This is a genomic window from Amycolatopsis sp. NPDC003861 (genome assembly GCF_053605405.1).
In genome coordinates this window covers 35,486-55,055 of sequence record NZ_JBSGJD010000024.1, presented here as the reverse complement: position 1 = coordinate 55,055, position 19,570 = coordinate 35,486, and the positions used below count along the sequence as shown (strand labels likewise).

Genomic DNA, 19,570 nt, shown 5'->3' with positions numbered 1-19,570 from the left:
CTTCCGATCTGCCTCGGCCCGGCGGGCGGAGCGGGCCGGGTCGGTGCTCGCCAGCGCGACCGCCCCGACGGCACCGTGGGCCGCGCCGCCTTCGTTGACCACCACCCGCGCGTCGCCCTGCTCCCACAGCTCGACCGGCTTGGTCCGGTGGACGCCGGTGCGGGCGAACCCGAGCGACGCCAGGATCCGGCCCGCGCCCGGGTCGGTGACGACCTCGGCGAACGCGTGGCCGGTCAGCGCGGGCGCGGCCGGCAGCTCCCGCACGCCGAGGGATTCCTTCAAGGCCAGCAGCGAGCGCAGCGCGTCGACCGCGGCCGGACGCGGGTCGGCCTGGCGGAAGACGTCGTTGAAGACTTCCAGGGACAGCGGCCCGCGGTAGCCCGTGGCGAGGACGTGCCCGGTGAACGCGGTGAGGTCGAAGTCGCCCTGGCCGGGGAAGAGCCGGTGGTGGCGGCTCCACGGCAGGACGTCCATCGGCAGCTTCGGCGCGTCGGCGAGCTGGAGGAAGAAGATCTTGTCGCCGGGGATCGCGCGGATCGGCGCCGGGTCGTGGCCCTTCGACAGGATGTGGAAGCTGTCCAGGCAGACGCCGAGCGCGGGGTGCGCGGCGCGGCGGACGATGCGCCAGGCGTGCTCGTACCCGCTGACGTGCCGGCCCCAGGCCAGGGCTTCGTAGGCGACCCGCAGGCCGCGCGTACCGGCCAGCTCCGCCAGCGCGTGCAGCTGCTCCGCGGCCAGTTCGTCGTCGTCGATCGCCTCCGGCGAGACCGACGAGCAGGCCAGGATCGTGCCGGCACCGAGCTCGGCCATGACGTCGAACTTGCGCGCGGCCCGGCGCAGGTTGGCCGCGTGCTGCGGCGGCGGGACGGCTTCGAAGTCACGGAACGGCTGGTAGAGGTCGACCGAAAGGCCGAGGTCGGCGCACCGCCGGCGGATTTCGGCCGGGCTCGACGGGGAGACCAGCAGGTCGTTCTCGAACAGCTCGACGCCGTCGAACCCGGCCGCCGCGGCCGCGGCGAGCTTGTCCTCCAGGGTGCCGGACAGGCAGACGGTGGCGATGGCGGTGCGCGGTTCAGGCGGCACGGGCGGCCTTCCCTTCCAGGGCGTCGAAGTGGCGCAGCATCCGTGCCGGGTCGGGTTCCGCGCCGGTGAACAGCCGGAACGATTCGGCGGCCTGGAGCACGACCATGCCGCCGCCGTGCAGCACCCGGCAGCCGCGGGCCCGCGCGGCGGCCAGCAGCGCGGTCTCCAGGGGTCGGTAGACGATGTCGGCGACCCACAGCCCCGGGTGCAGCAGCTCGGCCGGCACCGGCGAGCCCGGGTGGGCCGCCATCCCGGTCGGGGTGGCGTGCACGAGACCGTCGGCGCCTTCGAGCGCGGTCAGGTCGCCGGTTCGCGCGCGGCCGGGGCCGAACCGCCGCTCGAGCGCCCCGGCCAGGCGGGCGCTCCGGTCGCCGTCGACGTCGTGGACGGTGAGCCGGCCGGTGCCGAGGGAGAGGAGGGCGTGCGCGACCGCGGCGCCCGCTCCCCCGGCACCGAGCAGGACGACGTCGTCCAGCGGGGCGTCGGGCAGGCCGCGGGTGAGGCTGCGGGCGAACCCGGTGGCGTCGGTGTTGTGGCCGATCGCGCGGTGGTTCCGGAAGACGACGGTGTTGACCGCGCCGAGGGCTCCGGCCTCCGGCGAGAGCTCGTCGAGGTGCGGCAGCACGGCTTGTTTGGCCGGGTGGGTGACGTTGAGGCCGTCGAACCCGGCGAGCCGGGCGGCGGCGAGGACGTCGGCGACCGGGCGGCGCAGGACGTCGAGGTCCAGCAGCCGGTAGACGTAGCGGAGGCCGAGCTCGTCGGCCTCGCGTTCGTGCAGGGCCGGGCTGGCGGACGGCCCGATGCCCGTGCCGACGAGTCCGATCAGGTAGCTGGTCACGCGGCGCCCTCCGGCCATTAATGTACGAACTAGTCCGTTCACGGTAGCGCGGCGTGCGGCCGGGCGGAAGGGCTGGGCTAGAGTGGGGCCCGTCGACCTGCGCGGGAAGGAGCCCGGTGGCCGCACCATCGTCGGAGGCCGAGCGCCAGCGGGACAAGGAGCGGACCCGCGCCGACATCCTCACCGTGGCCACGCGCGAGTTCGCGGACAAGGGCTACACCGGCGCCCGGGTCGACGAGATCGCCGCCCGCACCAGCACCACCAAGCGGATGATCTACTACTACTTCGGCGGCAAGGAAGGGCTCTACATCGCCGTACTGGAGCGCGCGTACTCCGCGCTCCGGGCGCTGGAGCAGCAACTCGACGTCGAGCACCTCGAGCCGGAGGACGCCCTGCGGCAGCTGGCCGCGCTGACCTTCGACCACCACGAGGCGAACCCGGACTTCATCCGGCTGGTCAGCATCGAGAACATCCACCACGCGGAGCACCTGTCGCAGTCGGAGATCCTGGCCGGCCTGGCCGACCCGGCGCTCGGCGGGATCACCCGGATCCTCGAGCGCGGCCGGGCGGCCGGCCTGTTCCGGGAGGACGTCGACGCGCTCGACGTGCACATGGTGATCAGCTCGTTCTGCGTCTTCCGGCTGGCGAACCGCCACACGTTCCAGGCGATCTTCGGCCGCGACATGCTGGACCCGGCCCGCCGCGACCACTACCGCACCATGCTGGGCGACTTGCTGATCGAGTACCTGACGGCTCGCTGAGCCCCCAGCCGCCCACCAGGGAAAAAAGGATCTCTTGACACCCGGCGCCCCGGTCTCGCACTCTTTATTAACTAACTAGACCGTACATTGCTTCCCGCCGCAGTCTGAGCAACGAAGCACGGACGTCAGGAGCACCTCCCCGTGACCGGATCGATGCCCCGCAAGGCGGCGCTGGCCGCCTGGATCGGCAGCGCGCTCGAGTACTACGACTTCTTCATCTACGGCACCGCCGCCGCGCTCGTGTTCGGCAAGGTGTTCTTCCCCGCCTCCTCCCCCGCCACCGGCACCCTCCTGGCCCTGGCCACCTTCGGCGTCGGCTACCTCGCCCGGCCGGTCGGCGCGTTCGTCCTCGGCCACGTCGGCGACCGGTTCGGCCGCAAGCGCGTGCTCGTCTTCACCCTGCTGCTCATGGGCTTCGCGACGTTCTGCGTCGGCTGCCTGCCGACGTACGCGAGTGTCGGCGTGCTCGCCCCGGTGCTGCTGGTCGTTCTCCGGCTGCTGCAAGGCCTTTCCGCGGCCGGCGAGCAGGCCGGCGCGAATTCGATGTCCCTGGAGCACGCCCCCGAACACCGGCGCGCCTACTTCACCAGCTTCACCTTGAGCGGCACGCAGGCCGGCCAGATCCTGGCCACCGCGATCTTCCTGCCGGTCGCCGCACTCCCCCAGGAGGATCTGCTGACCTGGGGCTGGCGGCTGCCGTTCTGGGGCAGCGCGCTCGTCGTGGTCGTCGGCTTCGTGATCCGGCGCAAGCTCGACGAGACGCCGGTGTTCGAACGCACCGAGGTCGCGAAACTGCCGGTCGCACTGCTGTTCCGGCACCACTGGGCGGACGTGCTGCGGGTGGTCGTCGCGGCCACGATCGCCTCGGTCAGCACCATCTTCACTGTCTACGCGCTGAGCTACGCGGTCAACACGATCGGCCTGTCCCGCACCCCGATGCTCTGGGTCGGCGTGCTCGCGAACGTCGTCGCACTGGCGGCGATCCCGCTGCTGGCCGGGCTCGCCGACCGGGTCGGGCGCAAACCGGTGTTCATCACCGGCTGCCTGGCCTGCGGTGTGCTGATCTTCCCGTATCTGTGGTCGATTTCGATCGGCTCGTACGCGCTGCTGTTCGTCCTCGGCATCGTGCTGTTCGGGGTGGCGTACTCCGGGATCAACGGCGTCTGGCCGTCGCTGTACGGCGAGATGTTCAGCGCGCGGGTCCGCCTGTCCGGCATGGCGATCGGCACCCAGATCGGCTTCGCGGTGGCCGGGTTCGCGCCCAGCGTCGTGGCGGCGATCGGGTCCGGCAAGGAGGACTGGCTCGGCGTCGCGATCTTCACCGCGGCGGTGTGCGTGGTCGCGGCACTGGCCGCGGCGACGGCCCGGGAGACCTACCGGGTGCCGACCGCGCAGCTGGGCGGCGTCGCGCCCGCGGCACCGTCCACTGTGGTCGCGTCCGCTGTGGACGGTTAGAAGGGGACGCCGGCCGCGGCGGCGAGAGCCCGCACCGCGGTCCACAACCCGGCGCCGGCGGTCGCGAGGCCGCCGGCGTCCCGGAGCAGATCCCGGGCCCGGCGCACCTTCGCGCCCACGCCGGTTCCGCCGTGCACGACGTCCCGGTCGACCTCGTCGAGGGCGTCGTGCACGGCGTCCTTCGTGGCCGGCGGCAGCCGGGCCGCGTCGAGTTCCGCGCGGACCGACCGCACCAGCGACGCGACCTGCCGCGCGTCGAGGCCCCGGTGGATCTGCTGATGTCCACCGTGGGCGGTGTTGATGTCGCCGTGGACGGCGTTGTTGACCGTCCCGGCCCGGACGTCGCCGTGGAAGTGGATGCCGTCCACTACCGCCTCCTGTTCCGGCGCCGCTCGCGCGCCGCCTTGGCCATGACCAGCCCGATCATCGCCACCACCCCGCCGAGCCCGAAGAGCGCGAAGCCGATCGCCCCGAGCGGCACGCCGTCGAAGACCTCCGGGCCGAGCAGCGGCGGCGGCGCGTCGAACGACCCGGACGAGACCGAATCGGACCCCGCCTTGACGAACCGGAAGATCACCGACGCCCAGATCGCAAACCCGGCCAGCACCATGAGCAACCCGAGCACCATGACCGCGCGGCCGGCGCCCCGCCCGGTGGCCAGTTCCGAGATCAGCTGTCCCTCGGGGGTGCTGAACTCGTATTTGTGGTGCTGGCGGTTGTCGTAGCTGTTGTTGACATCGCGCCCGGCGTTGTTGATGGTCCCCGCGGACACGTCGCCGAACGAGACCCCGCCGGACGACCGCTGCCAGCTCCGCGTCTGCTGCCCACCGCCGTCCCCCTCGGAGTAGACCGCGGCGACCGGGCCGAACTCGAGCCGGTCACCGTGGCGGAGCGGGTGGTCCTGCCGCGGTGCCAGCCGCCGCCCGTTGACCCAGGTCCCGTTCCGCGACCCGGCGTCGGCCACCCAGGTGCCGCGCGCGTCCTGGCGGATCCAGGCGTGCCGCAGCGAAACCTGGTCCGAGGGCAACCGCAGGTCCGCGTCGGGCCCGCGCCCCACCAGCCACGAGCCCCGGCGCACCACCAGGCGCACCCCGGACCCGCCGACCGTCTCGATCCTCGCCCCGGCCATCGGCTCTCCTCCCGCCGCACGGCTCCCTGCCTCTCAAGGAAGAGCCGCGCGGCGGCCGGGGGATATAAGGCGAACGGGTGAACCCGTTCAGACCTTCGGGGCCGGAACTCGAATCCGACGCTTTCAGCCTTCCTGGTACTCGGCCCACGACGGCACCCGGCCGTTCCCGGTCCGGAGGAAGCTGTGCGGCTCCAGCAGGAGCGCCTGGATCCGGGGGAACAGGTGCGTCAGCGGCCCGTGGCAGCGGGGATTCCAGTCCCACAGCCAGTCGACCATGTCGTCCACGGAGTTCAGGACCCGGTCCTCCGGGCCACCACCGTCGAACCGGTCGTGGAACCGCCGAGCCGCATCGTGGTCCCCGAGCTGCCCGAAGTACTCGTCGGCTTTCCCCATCACCATCACGAACACCCGCTCGATCAAGTTGACGACGTTCTCCGGCGTCGCCGGGACGCCCGTCTCGGTCAGCAGGTCCAGGTAGAAGCCGGGGTACAGGATCGGGACGGCCCGGCCACCCGCCGTCGCGAGCTCCGAGGGGAGTCCCACCGGCGGGCGGCGCCGGGCCAGCTTCTCGATCGCCTCCCCGACCGAGTATGCGACGCCGGGGCGCTGGAACTTGACCACGGTCCCCGGACCCTCGACCACGAGGTGGAACGACCCCGTGCCGCTCGGGCGCACGTCGACGTCCCGGATCTCCTCCGGCACGACCGTGCGATCCAGCACCCGGCCACCCTTCCGCGTGACAAGCAAACGGCGGTCGGTCACCACGAGGGTGTGCGTCGCCGTGAAGTCCTCCACAGCGATCAGCCGGACGGTCTCACCGTCCTCGAGGTACAACCGGATGTCCTGCTCGCCCTTGGCGACCATCCGGCGGTGGTGCGACGCGTCATCGGCCAACGCGGCACGGAAGTCCTCCGACAACGATTCTCCGCCTCCGAAGAGTCCCACGACCATTCTCCTTCCTTGGACAAGCCGGGCAAACCACTGATCAGTCGATGTTTCGGCGGGAGCTGTTACGATCACGTGGTTACGATTCCGGACGACGAGAGGGCTGTGATCGTGAAACCTTCGTCCGCATTCCTGTCCGGCCGCCGGGATCAGGTCCGGATCTCGTTCAGCGTCCTGCTCCGCATCGTCGATGACGACCGTTTCGTGCTGTTCGACGCCCCCAAACGCCCGGGCGCCTACGGACCACCGGGCGGGGTGATCAAGTTCTTTCCCCCGGCCGCCCGGATCCTGGACGAGCTCGGATTCCAGGCGGAGCGCACCGGATCCCCACACCGCAAACTGAAAGCGGACCTGCGCGGCACTCTCCCGGCCCGCGCGCTGCGCCGGTTCCGGACCTGGTTCGCCTCCGGGGCGTACCGCGAGACCGCCGACGAGTGCTTACGTCGCGAACTGCGCGAAGAGCTCGCCGAGGTCGGCGTCGACGGATGGGACGACGTGGTTTCGGAATTGGACTTCACCTCCGTGCGCTCAGTGCGCGAGGGTCCGCTGGCCGTACCCGGAAAAAATTACCGGCAAGTGCGCGGATTCGACGTTCGCGCGTTGGCGATGACCAATTCCGCCGCCCGGCGTCTGAGCCGGCACCTGACCGAAGCCGGAGAAGACGACGCATATCCGGGCGTCCTGCTGGCCGGTTTGGCCGACATCACCCACGGCCGCCTCGGTCGAGCTCTGATCGCCCCGCAGACCGCGCTCCTCGCGGGTCCGTCGCGGCTCGCCCCGGACCTGCCGGCGCTGCGATGACCGCCTCCGCACGGCGCGTCGCCGAGCTCCGCACCCCCTCGCGAAAACGTGCCCTCGGCGAAGTTCGGCTCGACTTGCCGACAGCGCACCACGCGACGCCAGACGAGCTGGCCGACGAGATGCCCGACGGCATGGGGCTGGTGGAGTTCCGCCAGCGGTACGCACTGGAACCTGTCGCCGGCCGCGCCAGGATCGCCGCCACGTATCTGATCGCCGAATTCTCCGATCCCCGGGTGCGCATCCACGCGCTGTCGGGCGTGACCGCCGAGCCCGTCACGGACATGGTCGTTTCCGACCTGCCGCAAGGGTGCGGCTGGCTGGTCGGCGATCCGGTCGGCGTGACCGCGGCGCCCCGGACCGGCGAAGTCCGGGCTACCCTCTGGGTTCCGCAGGACCACGCAGAGCTCGCCGGAGTCAACCGCTTCGACAGCACCATCCTGCGCCCGGCTTGGCATCGCCGACGGCTTCACGCCGGCATCGATCCGGTTCAGTTCGCCGTCGCGCTGCCGGCCGGGTGGGCACGGCACCCGCCGCCACCGCCGCACCCGGTCAGCCACCGGAAGCCGGCTGTGCGCCTGTGCATGGCTGCCGACACTGTCGCCTACGGCCGGCTCACCACCAGTGAAGCCGCGCGGACGCAGGAACGGCTCGTGGGGGTCCTGGCCGAAGCGAGGCGGGCTGCCGGAATCACGGAACGTGAGGTCGACCTCCAACCTTCCGGCGACGGCCAGTTCGCGATCCTGCCGACCGGGCTGGACGAAACGGTCGTCATCCCTCGGCTCGTCGAGGGCGTCCGGTCCGCGCTGGCCACCGCCAACGCGGACCTGAGCGACCGGGCACGGCTGCGGCTGCGGGTCGCGCTGCACCGAGGCCACGTCGCCCCGGGCGTGAACGGCTGGGTCGGCACCGCGACCATCGCCGTGCACCGGCTGCTCGACTGCGCGCCGCTGCGCAGCCGGCTCGCCCGGGACCGCTCGGCCGATTTTGCGCTGATCGTCGCGGACGTGGTCTTCAGGGACGTCATCGCGGCCACCGGAGGCGAGCTCGATCCGGCGGAGTTCGAGCCGGTCGACGCAGTCCTTCCCGACAAGGGTTTCGCCGAACGAGCCTGGGTGCATGCACCACGGTCGTGACCCGCTCATGGGCCGCGGTACAGCACCGGGACGTTCCGCCCGTGGAGGCGTTCGTCGCCCATCGCCAGTGCGGCCCTGGCCATCCGGAACGCGGGCTCGATCGCCAAGCCCGCGGCCAGCGCCTGGTAGAACCCCACGCTGAAGTCCGTCGCCGAGCGGTCACCGAGCCAGCTGCGCATGCCGATGACGTAGCCGACGTGCTGGGCGAGGGCTTCGGCCAGCCGTGCGCTGTGACAAGCGTTGACGATCACGCACTCGACGGTGTCGGAGACTTCTTCGAACAAGGCGGCCAGACCCGGCACCGAGAGCAGCCGCCCTTCACCGCCCGCGGCCTCGGCGAGGAACTGCCCGTCGTCGCTGCCGTGCCCCGAAAAGTGGACGATCCGCGGCGAGAAGTCCAGGAGAGCCTGCGTCAGGTCCCGCACTCGCAAGGCACCGCGTTCGTGAAGCACGAACCGCTCCCGGTGCTCGCCCATCCGGAGCGCTTCCCGCACGTCCCGAAGTTCGGCGTCCCACCTGATCCGCTCGGTGTCCGTCGGGTTCGCCGCGAGGTAGAGGATCTCCACGCTACCGGACCGTTGCTGGCCGACGTGCCCCACGGCGACCGTTCGCCGGACCCCGCGCTCGACCCGGCCGCCGGCCCCGTTCGCGCACTCCGCCGTGAGGTGGACGGGTACGGCCCGCCCCGGTTCCCTGGCCAGAACGTGGAATTCGAACGGTTCCCGCTCCGCGGGCGGGAGGTGGCCGAGTGAGACGGCGACTCCCTTCGGGTCGACCGAAAACGGCCCCTGGAGGCCGAGTCGGCCCCAGGTGATGGCCGTGGCTCCGGTATTGACGATCTCACCCTTGATGGCGTCCCACTCCCCGCAGGCAACGCGCACGGTCGACAGTTCGATCTCGAACTTCGGCGGTTCCTCGGGCGGCTGCACCACGGCCTCCGAAACTTCGAGCACCGCCGCGAAGTCGGTGATCCGGTGACCGTTGCCGACTTCGTCGCGGAAGGAGAAGTTCGTGCTGGTCGCCGTCCACGGCCCCGCGCGCAGCGGCCGGACCTTGACCGTCGTCGTCCACTCGGTACCGGCGTCGAGCCGGGGCACCGAGAACTCCTTGTTGCCTCGCAGGGCCGGGATCTGGGCGGGCAGCCGCAGGGCGAAGTGGATGTTCGTGCACATCCGCGGACCGTCGTTGCGCAGGTGCACGACGATGTTCGAGTCCTGGCCGGCGTAGAGGCCGTCGGTGGTGATTTCGGCGCGGATCATCGCGGCCTCCCGTTCATGAGCGCGGCCCGGGGGTGGTGGTCCCGGCGGCAGCTTTCACAGTGGACGGCGATCCGGTCCACCGGGATCAGGCCGATGGAGTCCATCGCCGCGGAGGTGTCCACTGCGAAGGCGTCGTCGAGCACGGCCTGCTGGTGCAACCGGCAAAGCGGTTTCCCGCAGTGATGGCAGACAGCGTCGACCACGACCTTTCCCGCGCTGTCTTCTTCGGCGTCGCAGTCACTGCACTTCCACGCCATTTCACCCCTCCCAGCTCTGCTTACCGCCATAGCCGTCGGCCAGGTCGGCGATGTCGCGATCGATGCGGGCGATGAAGTCCCGGCAGGCGTCTTCGGAAATCTGCCGCTCCAGCAACGCGTCCTCGAATCTCTCGCGCCGCTGGTTCAATTGTCGAATCCGCGCGTCCGACGCCGGCTGCCCCGTTCCGATGCGGTGCTCGTCGGGCGGCCGGCTCGCCCTGCGCTGCTGGAGGGTCTCCGAGATGATGCCCTGCAACCCGTACCAAACGGACTCGATCTCGTCCTCCATTTCCTTGCTCGCGAATGCGCCTTTGACGTACAACCGCACCTTGGTGTTGCCGGCTTCCGCGCGGATGTCGCTGCCGTAGACCTCCTCACCGGTCAGCACGAGGTGGAAGTCGACCGGGTAGACGCCGAAGTAACGGCGGCCGGCGACGTCCCAGGCCCGGTTGACGAGGTCGGCGCGGCCGCGATCCCGCGGCGGGCTCTCGATGACCCGCTTGACGTAGTACCCGTCCGCGCTCATCGCGTCGGTGAGGGCAATGAGCGTGTCGTGATCCGGGATCACGCCGGGGAACTCGTGCGTTTCGGGGATCCGTACCGGGTCGTCCTTGCGGGGATCCGGGACGACCCGGATGTCCTGGTAACGGACGCCGTTCAGGCTCAGTTCGACATCCGCGGTGACTTCGGTCTTGACGTCGGTGTACCGGCCGCCGCGCCGTCGTCCGCCGAGCGGCTCGAACAGGTCCACCCCTTCCAGCCCGGAGAGCGCCCCGCGGAACGAGACGACCAGCGATCCCTTGATCACATCGGTCAGTCTGATCTGCTCCTCGAAGTGGGCGGCGAGCGTCAACCGGCGTTTGTCCTGGTCCAGGGGAAGCTGTTTCCACTCGATGAGCCGGCGTCCGCTGTCCGGATCGACCCGGCCGCCGACCGTCGCGCCCTCGACGTATTCGACGTTCCCCCACGCGGCCGGTACGTAGAGCGTCAGTCGTTCGACGCGGTCGGCATCGAGACCCGACTCCGCTGAGGGCCAGTTGCCCAGCCACTGCAGGTCCAGCTGAAGGGTGCGCTGGTCGGACTCCGGCATGAGCGCCGGGGTGAGCCACAACGGGATCTCGCTCCGGCCCGGCACCCCCGTGACGCGGTGTCCCAGCCGTACCTGCCACTTGGCGCTCACCGGTACGTCCTGGGAAGTCAGGAACCGCTGCGTCCCCACCAGGCCGGCCAGCGGGACGACCGGACCGCCGACCCGGTCGGTGAACTCGAGTCCGACCGGTCCGCGAAGCACCAGGAAGCCCGCCGAGAACGGCACGCCCTCGCGGCTTTCCAGCCGGAACTTCTTGCAGTACTCACGCAACCGGTCCTGGTCCGGGCGACCGAAGGTCATCTCGACTTGGATGTGACCGTTGACCGGCGTCACCGACGTCCGGTAGGTGCCGTCCACGTCGAGGACCAGTTCACCACGGAGGACTTCCCGTACTTCGACCGAGTCGATACTGGGCACGACCGGCAGCGAAGGCCGGGCCAGCAGCGCGGCTCGATCGCGGCGCCGATCCACGTACCGGATCAGACCGGCAGCGCCGACACTTCCGAGCACGAGGACGACTCCGGCGAGCGGGAGCACGAACAGCAGCAGCGAACCCGCCGCCGCGATACCACCCACCACGTAGTACATCTGCCGGAGTGACGCCCGCACGACGTGGTCGTGGGCAGCGCAGTGATGTGGCTGGATCCGGCGCAGTCCCAATCCCTCGAATTCACTCGTGACCGCCGGTTTGCGAACGTGCCGCCGGCACAGGGGCCGGCCGCAGTGGTGGCAGACCGCGGCGATCTTGACCGAACCGCAGCTGTGGCAGCGGACGCGGGGCGCCCGTTCGCGGAGTTCATAGGGCATTCGGTGGCACTCCTCGTCGAGTCCCGGGTTTCACCGCAGTGCCCGGATCCGGTCGAACCGGTCGCGGACCGCGGCGTGCAGCGCGTTCATCTCGCGCGTCACCGCACGGCTGGCCCGCGGCAGCTCGCCGTACATGAACACCTTCAGCTCCCCGCTGGGCAGCTTGCTGGTGTAGGAATGGCCACCCGGCTTGTGCACCGTGCGCTCGGTCTCGTGGTGGCTTCCCTCCACGAGGATGATCAGGTTCATCGTCTCCGGCCCCTCGGCCCGCTTGGCCCGGCCGTGCCACCGGCTCGCGCCACCCGGCTCGGACATCTCCCGGAACGTGACGTCGAATCCCCGGTCGGCGAGCGCGTTCTCGATGTCGGCGATGCGGCCCTGCTCCGGAATGACCTCGTCGAAGTGGAGGTGCTGATGAGGCATGAGCTTTCGCCGGGCGAAAGCCTCGCCCAAGATCACGTGGACCCGCGAGGTCAGCTTGCTGCGCTCCCGGAGACGGTCGTCGACCAACCGGCCGGCGCAGTCGAAAAGCCGGGTCCGCATGCCCGAGAGCAGGTAGTCCGGGATTTCGATCTCGACCGCGCCGTCGAGGCTCGGCTGCCGGTACAGTTCTCCGGGCTGGCGGATCGAGACGACCATGGCGTCACTGATGAACCGCAGCTCGTCGTCCCGCCGCTGGTCGTTCGCCCGCATGGGCACGTCCCGCCACTCGATGGTCCGGGCCACCGGGTTGTACGTGATGGGGCGCTCGCCACCGGCCGCGTCCGGCTCTTCGACCTTCAAGACGTGCAGGGACGTGATCGTGGGCCAATCGAGAGAGATCCGGTTGATGACCGGGGACGGCTCGGGCCGGTCACTCCGCCAGGGGATGGTCAGCGCGACCCGGACCCGGAGCCAGAGGAAGGGCCGGAAGTTCGGCTGCTGCGAAACGTGGACCAGGTCCGGCGCATCCTGGGTCGTGATCGCGCCCCCGAGCGTATCCGGGTCGAGCAGGTCGATTTGGACCTTCACCGGGTACACCTCGAGCAGCCCCGGATCGGGCCGGTATTCGTGCCAGATCACGCCGGCTTGGCGATCCCGGCGCAGCTCGTGCCGGCCGCCGGGGGCGTCGCGTCCGACGATCGGTATCTCGATCGGCAGGGCGCCGTAGCTGTCGTCCAGGCCCAGCACCGCTCCCAGATCCGTGTGCTGGTGCCCGGTGAAAGCCAGGTGACCGATCACCGCGTTCCGCGGGTCCTTTCCCCCGGCTTCGACTGTGGGTGCCACATCGGCACAGGCCTGACGGGTGAAGTGGTCGGCCCCGTCGAACGGCACGACGATCTCGATCCGCCCGGTCGGCGCTCCGACGCGGTCGATCGACGGATTCCGGGAGATCTCCTGCTCGTAGTGATGGCACTCGGTCACCGTGACGTGCTCCGGGTGTGCTCTCGCGAACAACCGGTCGCCGGCGGACGGGCCGGCGCGGCCCGTCGCGAGCACGCTGAACAGGGAGCGGAACTTCCGGCGGAACAGGTCGCGAGGCTTCGGCATGTGCACTCTTTCGGACGACTCTTTCGGGTGGCTCATGCTGACGCGGATCACTCTGTGACAGATCACGACGGGCGACGCCGTACTAGTACGGGATTCCGCCAGGAAGTTCCCCGAATCGGCGGAGGCCGGACAGGTCGGTGATCAGCACGCGCCGGTAGCGGCGGCCCAGTACCCCTTCCGACTCGAGCCGCCGGAAGGCCTTTTCGACCGTGCTCAGCCCGGTGCCCGCCATCGAAGCGATCTCCGCCTGCGACAGCGGGATCCCGAGTTCCTGCCCCGTGGCCGTACCGTGCTGCTGCACGACGTCGAGCAGGACCCGGACGACCCGGACCGGTGCGGGACACACCACGAAGTCGATGCCCCTGCGGTCCGCGGACCGCAGGCGCTCGCTGAGCATCCGGGCCACCGCGAGGCTCACTTCGACGTTGCGGCCGAGGAAGTCGGCGAGCTGGGGACTGTGGATGATCCGGGCCTGCACGGCCGAACAGGTGACCACGTGGGCCGACCGCGGGCGGTGCTCCAGCGTCGCCATCTCGCCCAGCAGGTCGCCCGGACCGCGCACCGCGATGACGACGTCGCGGCCGCGTTCGGTGTCCACGACGACTTTGACGGCTCCCTGCAGGATCAGCAGCGAGTACCGGGCCGCGTCACCCTGCCGGATGACGCGCTGCTGAGCCGGGTAGCTGACCGGTGTGCCCAGGTCGAGCATGGCCTCGACATCCCGCCTGCGGAGACGGCCGAGGAGGGACGGGGGCGGCCAGGACGGGGCGTTCACCGGACGGACTGTGCCGGTCCCGGACGCGGCGGACCCCGTCCAAGAACGGGATTGCGCAGCTCAGTCCGGCAGGCCCGCGAGGAGCCGGAGCCGGGGCAGGTCCAGGATCGTCATCTTCCGGTAACCCGTTTCCAGCACCGACTTACGGCGCAGCTCGGTCAGCGACTTGTGCACGGTGGGCTCCGCCGCGCCGATCAAAGCCGCGAGTTCGGGCTGTGACAACGGGAACCCGATCTCCCAGCCTCGTGCTGTGCGGGTCCCGTGGGACCGCACGAGCGTGGCCAGTACGCGGGCGACTCGGACCGGGACGTCGTACCCGCTGAAGTCGATCCGGCGGTCGGTCGCCCATCGCAGCTTCGCCGCCACCGATCGGCTCACGGCGACCGCGGCATCCGGATGGTCTTTCAGGAATGCCTGGAAGACCGCTTGGGTCATCACCCGCGTGTTCACCAGGCCGACCGCCGTGACGGTCGCCGAACGCGGCCTGCCGTCCAGTCCGGCCAGCTCGCCGATCAGCTCGCCGGGAAACCGGACGGCCAGCAGGGCCCGGCCGCCGTCGGCGGTGTTCGCAGTAACCTTCACGCAGCCGGAGAGGAGCAGGATCACGTGCGTGGTCAGCTCCCCTTCCCGCACCAGGACGTCTCCGGCGCGGAACCGGCGTTCGGCCCCGACTCCCAGCAACGCCTGGACGGTGATCGCCGGCAGTGCGGCGAAGAGTCCCGGACCGGCCGAAGTCGTGTCCACCGCCGTCACACCTCCCCCACCGCTCCGGCTAACCCCAACAGGCCCGGCGGCACCACCACCAGGCCTCGTACCCGTTCGGCGTAGCGCTAGTCCGGGAGCAGCGCGCCGTGCCGGGTCTCCATCTCGAAGAGCAGCTCCTGGGCGAGGGAGCGCGGCCCGGCCGGAAGCGCCGTGTCCGAGAGCCGGTGCTTGAGCCACGACGCGATCGCGCCGGGCTCTCGAAGGTGTGCGGGCGTCGCAGGCCCGGGCACCCACTTGCGCAGTGTGTGCCGGGCCGCGGTGTCGAGCCGTCCGCCGTCGCCCGGCGCGGCCTCGACCACCGCGACCCAATCGCCCAGGTACCCCAGTGCGACGGCCTTCCCGTCCGCGACGCTGGGGTGCAGACCGGCGGGATCCACCTCCGCCAGGACCCGGAGCGCCGCGTCGGCTTCCCCGGCTTCGCGGGCCAGCTGGCCGTACGCCGACAGCATTTCCGCCAGTGGCGCCAGTTCCAGCGGACCGTACCGGCCCGAGGAAATCGTCGACGCCGTCGCGCCCTGGCTCCGGTCGGAGAGCAACCCGGCTATCTCCGGTAGCCCCTCGGTGAGCCCGGCCGCACACAGGGCGAGAGTCCGGACAACGGGTTCCTCGCTGCGATCGGTCAGCAGAAACCGGCGGGCGTCCTCGCCGAGGGGCGCGGGGTCGGCGCGGGCACCGTCGAGCGCCGTGCACCGGATGGCCAATTCGGCCACCGCGTCGGCCGCACCGCCGGCGAGGAGGGTGTCCAGTTCCCGGGAGTCCGGACGGGTGTAGGCGAGCATCGCCGTCCACGGCCAGTGCAGGCGTGCCGGGATCGCCCGCTCCCGCAACCTGCGCGCAGCGCTTCTGCTGACCTGGAAGCCACGGGCCGAGTCGGCCTGAGCCACTGCGTGGGCCAGCGCCGTCAAGCCCTCGATCCGCTCTCCCGTTTCCCCCTCGGCGAGCCGGATCACGAGCTCGGCGGCGTGCTCGACCGCCGCCACGGACCCCACGGCCGCTGCCGCGATGAGCAACACCGGCGTCGGTGATCCGACGTCAGCGGCGAACACTAGTTCGTCGCGCAGCCGAGGGTGCTCCGCCATGATCCGGTGGGCGAGGGCATTGGCGGTGCTGACGTCCAAGGCGGCCAACCGCCGCCGTTCACCGAGGTCGACCACATCACCGAGGTCGCCCTTCAGACGGTCGGCCACGTCGTGCCGGATACCGTAGGAGTACAGGCGCGGCAGCCAGAACGCCAGGTCGTCCAGCCGCCGCAGCAGCTGGAGCCGTTCCGTCCGGGCCGCGCGGATCTCCCCGTCCTTCCACAGAGTGGGAAGCACCCGCTCGACCTCGGTCAATCGCGCCGACACGAGCCGCGGACGCTCGGTGCGGAGCGCACTGGGCAATACCACGTTCAAGGACGCCAACGCATCGTCGGCGGCCTGCGCGACAGCCGGGTCGGCCGCGGTGACGAGTTGAGCGAGCATCAGATCGAGGCCGCGCACCACCTGGAACTTGACGACGCGGATGACCACGCGGAGCAACTCGGGCGGCCGTCCCGCATCCAGGAGCCCGCCGAGGAGCTCTCTCAGCCACCGCTGCGGCACCGCGGACTCTTCCAGCTTCGACGGCCTGCGTGTCACCGCATTCAGCGCGGCTCCCAGGAGCCCGGACGGCATCGACTCCTCGGTCAGCCGCCACTTGAGCTGACGCAGCGCCTCCGGCGTACCGACGGTCTTGAGGGCTTCGACGGCCCGGAGCACCGCGAAACGGCCCTGCTCCGCGTCTCCGAGGATCGCCGATTGGGTGGAGACGAATTCGGAGCAGCAGGACACCGAAGGCCGCAGGTGCAGGAGCCTCGCGGCGAACTCGGGGTCGGCGGTGGCCACCGACCGGACGACCGTCTCCACCACGGCGTCGGGCACCCCGGGCAGACGGGCGGCCAGCAAGGTCACCGGTCGCCAGGCGAACTGTCGGGCGCGCTCGCGGACCAGGTCCTCCGACGCCAGGGTGAGGGCCATCGCGGCGAAGAAGTCCCGTTCGATCCCGTGGGTGAACAGCACCTTGTCGCCTTCGCGCCGTAGCACGCCACGCGCGAGGAAGTCCTCGATCGCTTCGGGCGGTGACGCAGGACCACCGCTATCGACACTCGCCTCCGCGGCCTCGACGAGACCGACCGGGTCGAGGCCGTCCAGCAGGGCCGCGAAGTAGTCGTGGTAGACCCCGGCCAGCGGAACCGTCCGGCGTAGCCTGCGGACGACGTCCAGGTACATCATCAGCATGCCCGGGGTCGCGCCTCCGAGTGCGCTGAGCTCGCGGTGCAGGTCCGGGAAGTCGGTGTCGGGGATCGGGCACCGCGCTCGGCTTTCGGCGACGAAGCGCAAGGCCCGCTCGGGCGACCACGGACCTGCCTGCCACGCCGGCAGCCCGGCGCGGTCCGCCTGGTCCCGGTCCCTCGACGCCACGACCACCGCGACGCGCGGGTACCGCTCGTGCAGCGCAGTAACGCAACCGAACAGCTTTTCCCGTTCCGCCAACGGGACGTCGTCGACACCGTCGACCAGCAGCCGCACCGCACCGAGGACGAAGGCTTCCCGCGGTACTCCCAGACCTTCCATCCCCTCGGCGAGCAGCCGACGAGCCTCGACCAGCCGAGGCACCCTCAACCCGGCCGCCCCTCTTCGAGGTCGGGCGATGTCCATCGCGGCCCGGTAAGCGAGCTCGCGGAGAATGCACGTCTTGCCGCTGCCGGGGCCGCCGACGAGGACGAGCGGCTTCGCTTCCTCCTCCGGAACGACGGCCAGGAACTCGTCGTGCTCCCGCGACAGATCGATCACCACTTCGCGAGCCTCGGCCGAGAAATGCCTGAGCACGTAGCGATCGCTCAGCTCGCGCAGGCTCAGGTCCTCCGCCTGCCCTCCGGCGCGGTCGACTGCCGTCACCAGCCCGGCGATGACGTCGATGGCTTCGGGATCCGCAGGATCGGCGAAGCCCGCCACGCATCCGAGCACCTCACCGGGATCCTCCCAGTGCGCGAACGGATCGTCGTCCACGAGCCACTCGGTGGCGACCGCGGCCGCGGCGTGTACCGCGCGGAGCTTGCCCGCGGTCTGGACTGCTCCCTCCCATTTGGCGGTCCGGTAGGCGGCGAGATGCACTTGGGCGAGGTAGTCGCGCCACGCGACCACGTCCCGCGGGTACGAGCGAGCCGCGCTCGACCGGATCGCCGCCAAGATCTTGAAGACGGTTTTCGCCTGTCCGCGGAGCAGTTCGGCTAGCCGGTCGTCCGCGCTGGGGACCTGCAGGCGGGTGGCCACCGCGAGGAGCCGCTGCACCTGGACGAGATCGTCGTAGGCAAGCCCGGCGAAGACGTCACGGGCGAGGCTGAGTTCCAGCCACGCGGCATCGGCGAAGACAGGCCGGTCGTCGGTGGTTTCGGCGAAGTCGATCAGGACCGGGCGGCCGTCCACGCACATGACGTTGCGGGCGTTCAGGTCGCCGTGCACGACACCACGGACCCGGCCGAGCTCCGGGTCGGTCAGCACGCGCCGCAGCCCCCGCGCGGGATCGGCCGTGCGTACCCCGTCGGTCTCGACCGCGCCCGCCACGCGCGCGACAGCCTTGAAGGCCTGGTCGAAGCGGGCCCGCCGGTCGTCGAACCTCGTGCTGACGACCACGCCCGAGATCGGTCCGTCGGCCGGTGGGCGCAGGACGACACGCACGGCGGAGTGAGCCGGATCGGCCAGCCGGATCGGATCCCCGGGCGCGAATCCCCCGCCCGCGAGGGAAGCCTGCAGGACATCCTCCGGGTAGGACAGCTCCGCGCTCACCGCACCGGGTTCCACCACGAGATCAGGTCCGAGGGCGGCGTTGAGGTCGCGCAGGCTTCGTTCGGCACGCACGACCCGCCGGTTGTGGAACGGCGTGGCCATCGCGTCGAACAGCGCGCTGATCAGCCCTCGGGCGAGGGTGGGCTCGGCCTCCCCGTTCTCGAACGCCGCTCTCACGATGTCCTCGAGGGTCACCGCGGGCACCTCCGACCTCCCGGCGTAGTCCTCCACATGCGCGTAGACGACCGCCTCGGTCTCGGAAGGACTTTCGCCGTCGTCCTCCCGCACGCCGTCCGTCACCTCTTGAATGGGCGCACACACCGCAGCCGGGTAATCGCCGAGAATCCGGCGGAAATTCGCGAACTCCCCCGCCACCTCGGCCGACGGCCCGATTTTGACGACCCGTTGCCGGCGCTCGGAACCGGCCCGCAACACGACGTCGAGCACCAGGGCGCCACTGCGCCCGCCGCTGATGACCCGCCGTATCCCGACCGATTCCACCGGGCCGTACCAGCCTTGCCGGGACGTGGTGATCCGCAGGACCACGTCGTGGACCTTTCCCCGAGTGCCCTCGGGGAAAGGAAAATCCCCGGGAACGATCTCCGGAACCGAGGACATCGACACCTCCCTGCGTGATGTGCCACCTTACACACCGGAGAACCGCCATCCCGTGATCGGAGACGAAATGCCCGGCGACAACCGCGAACTTTGGGCCGATATCTGCATCCGCCTGCCACGGATTCTCGAGGAAGCCACCGTGGTGGAGGAACGCGACCGGTACGCGAAACTGCTCGCCGATACCCGGGCGGGGTTGGACACCCTGGACGACTGGACCGCACTGGCGCGGAAGATCGACCGGCTGCTGCGGAACGCGGCGACGCAGGTGATCCGCGAGGGTGACACGACCGGCAAAACGCCACCGTGGCTGCGCGGGCAGTTCCGCGTCACCCACCGGTGCCCGCTGGACCACTGCGATCGCAGTGTCGTGGCCCCGCCCGGCAGCGCTCCTCGGTGCGCTCTCTTCGCCGTCGAAATGGAACCTGGCGACTCTTGACCGATGCTCCGATCGAGTGAGGCCGGCCGGAGTCCGTTGCATCGCGGGCGAAAGCAGCGACTGGGAGCCGCGAACACCTCCG

The 19,570-nt window shown here is 70.6% G+C and carries 17 protein-coding genes; 5 read left to right on the top strand and 12 right to left on the bottom strand.

The features are described from left to right. Together ACWEVN_RS09500 and ACWEVN_RS09495 are read right to left on the bottom strand one after the other, a co-directional pair. Positions 1-1,083, bottom strand: a 1,083-nt coding sequence (locus tag ACWEVN_RS09500; protein WP_452050899.1) for a TIM barrel protein, incomplete at its 3' end; no start/stop codon positions are given. Further along, complete coding sequence (locus ACWEVN_RS09495; protein ID WP_452050898.1) at positions 1,073-1,921, bottom strand: shikimate dehydrogenase; 849 nt, start codon at positions 1,919-1,921, stop codon at positions 1,073-1,075. The genes ACWEVN_RS09500 and ACWEVN_RS09495, both read right to left, overlap by 11 nt. A 116-nt stretch (positions 1,922-2,037) precedes the next feature. On the opposite strand from ACWEVN_RS09495, the gene ACWEVN_RS09490 reads away from it, so the two are divergent. Next, a complete protein-coding gene (locus ACWEVN_RS09490; RefSeq protein ID WP_452050897.1) occupies positions 2,038-2,682 on the top strand; it encodes a TetR/AcrR family transcriptional regulator in 645 nt (214 codons plus the stop codon). A 141-nt stretch (positions 2,683-2,823) separates the two neighbouring features. Then, positions 2,824-4,137, top strand: coding sequence for an MFS transporter (locus ACWEVN_RS09485; protein WP_452050896.1), 1,314 nt, complete (start codon positions 2,824-2,826; stop codon positions 4,135-4,137). On the opposite strand, the gene ACWEVN_RS09480 is transcribed toward ACWEVN_RS09485, so the two are convergent. The 3 genes from ACWEVN_RS09480 to ACWEVN_RS09470 form a co-directional block, all read right to left on the bottom strand. Further along, positions 4,134-4,505: a hypothetical protein gene (locus ACWEVN_RS09480; protein WP_452050895.1), complete on the bottom strand. Its 372-nt coding sequence runs from the start codon at positions 4,503-4,505 to the stop codon at positions 4,134-4,136. The two genes, ACWEVN_RS09485 and ACWEVN_RS09480, sit on opposite strands and share 4 nt — an antisense overlap. Beyond that, complete coding sequence (locus ACWEVN_RS09475; protein ID WP_452050894.1) at positions 4,505-5,266, bottom strand: FHA domain-containing protein; 762 nt, start codon at positions 5,264-5,266, stop codon at positions 4,505-4,507. Before ACWEVN_RS09475 ends, ACWEVN_RS09480 begins: the two co-directional genes overlap by 1 nt. Positions 5,267-5,389: 123 nt before the next feature. Beyond that, entirely contained in the window at positions 5,390-6,211 is an 822-nt protein-coding gene (locus ACWEVN_RS09470; RefSeq protein WP_452050893.1) for a hypothetical protein, read from the bottom strand. A gap of 15 nt (positions 6,212-6,226) precedes the next feature. Here ACWEVN_RS09470 and ACWEVN_RS09465 point away from each other — a divergent pair, with 15 nt between their 5' ends. Together ACWEVN_RS09465 and ACWEVN_RS09460 are read left to right on the top strand one after the other, a co-directional pair. Then, positions 6,227-7,012 carry an SMODS-associated NUDIX domain-containing protein gene (locus tag ACWEVN_RS09465; RefSeq protein ID WP_449684596.1) on the top strand — a complete coding sequence of 262 codons (786 nt, stop codon included), beginning with the start codon at positions 6,227-6,229 and terminating at the stop codon, positions 7,010-7,012. Beyond that, positions 7,009-8,145: a hypothetical protein gene (locus tag ACWEVN_RS09460; protein WP_452050892.1), complete on the top strand. Its 1,137-nt coding sequence runs from the start codon at positions 7,009-7,011 to the stop codon at positions 8,143-8,145. Before ACWEVN_RS09465 ends, ACWEVN_RS09460 begins: the two co-directional genes overlap by 4 nt. A gap of 5 nt (positions 8,146-8,150) precedes the next feature. Here ACWEVN_RS09460 and ACWEVN_RS09455 read toward each other — a convergent pair whose 3' ends face one another. The 7 genes from ACWEVN_RS09455 to ACWEVN_RS09425 all read right to left on the bottom strand — a co-directional run bounded on the left by ACWEVN_RS09455 (position 8,151) and on the right by ACWEVN_RS09425 (position 18,980). Further along, entirely contained in the window at positions 8,151-9,404 is a 1,254-nt protein-coding gene (locus ACWEVN_RS09455) for a CHAT domain-containing protein (protein WP_449684594.1), read from the bottom strand. Further along, positions 9,401-9,661, bottom strand: a complete 261-nt coding sequence (locus ACWEVN_RS09450) for a hypothetical protein (RefSeq protein WP_449684593.1) — start codon at positions 9,659-9,661, stop codon at positions 9,401-9,403. Before ACWEVN_RS09450 ends, ACWEVN_RS09455 begins: the two co-directional genes overlap by 4 nt. Position 9,662: 1 nt before the next feature. Further along, positions 9,663-11,558, bottom strand: a complete 1,896-nt coding sequence (locus ACWEVN_RS09445; RefSeq protein ID WP_449684592.1) for a hypothetical protein — start codon at positions 11,556-11,558, stop codon at positions 9,663-9,665. A gap of 30 nt (positions 11,559-11,588) precedes the next feature. Continuing rightward, positions 11,589-13,088 (bottom strand): hypothetical protein, encoded by a 1,500-nt coding sequence (locus tag ACWEVN_RS09440; protein ID WP_452050891.1) that lies wholly within the window; start codon positions 13,086-13,088, stop codon positions 11,589-11,591. A gap of 82 nt (positions 13,089-13,170) precedes the next feature. Further along, positions 13,171-13,863 (bottom strand): Crp/Fnr family transcriptional regulator, encoded by a 693-nt coding sequence (locus tag ACWEVN_RS09435; RefSeq protein ID WP_449684590.1) that lies wholly within the window; start codon positions 13,861-13,863, stop codon positions 13,171-13,173. 60 nt (positions 13,864-13,923) lie between these two features. Further along, the gene (locus tag ACWEVN_RS09430; protein ID WP_449684589.1) at positions 13,924-14,607 is read right to left on the bottom strand and encodes a Crp/Fnr family transcriptional regulator; all 684 of its coding nucleotides are present in this window, start codon (positions 14,605-14,607) and stop codon (positions 13,924-13,926) included. Positions 14,608-14,693: 86 nt separating this feature from the next. Then, positions 14,694-18,980, bottom strand: a complete 4,287-nt coding sequence (locus ACWEVN_RS09425; RefSeq protein ID WP_452050890.1) for a hypothetical protein — start codon at positions 18,978-18,980, stop codon at positions 14,694-14,696. On the opposite strand from ACWEVN_RS09425, the gene ACWEVN_RS09420 reads away from it, so the two are divergent. Next, positions 18,961-19,488 (top strand): hypothetical protein, encoded by a 528-nt coding sequence (locus ACWEVN_RS09420; protein ID WP_449684586.1) that lies wholly within the window; start codon positions 18,961-18,963, stop codon positions 19,486-19,488. The genes ACWEVN_RS09425 and ACWEVN_RS09420 overlap by 20 nt on opposite strands. Positions 19,489-19,570 lie beyond the last annotated feature (82 nt).

Coding starts and splice junctions, on each gene's coding strand:
- ACWEVN_RS09450 (WP_449684593.1), bottom strand. CDS start 9,661: ATGGCGTGGAAGTGCAGTGACTGCGACGCCGAAGAAGACAGCGCGGGA.
- ACWEVN_RS09445 (WP_449684592.1), bottom strand. CDS start 11,558: ATGCCCTATGAACTCCGCGAACGGGCGCCCCGCGTCCGCTGCCACAGC.
- ACWEVN_RS09475 (WP_452050894.1), bottom strand. CDS start 5,266: ATGGCCGGGGCGAGGATCGAGACGGTCGGCGGGTCCGGGGTGCGCCTG.
- ACWEVN_RS09440 (WP_452050891.1), bottom strand. CDS start 13,088: ATGCCGAAGCCTCGCGACCTGTTCCGCCGGAAGTTCCGCTCCCTGTTC.
- ACWEVN_RS09455 (WP_449684594.1), bottom strand. CDS start 9,404: ATGATCCGCGCCGAAATCACCACCGACGGCCTCTACGCCGGCCAGGAC.
- ACWEVN_RS09460 (WP_452050892.1), top strand. CDS start 7,009: ATGACCGCCTCCGCACGGCGCGTCGCCGAGCTCCGCACCCCCTCGCGA.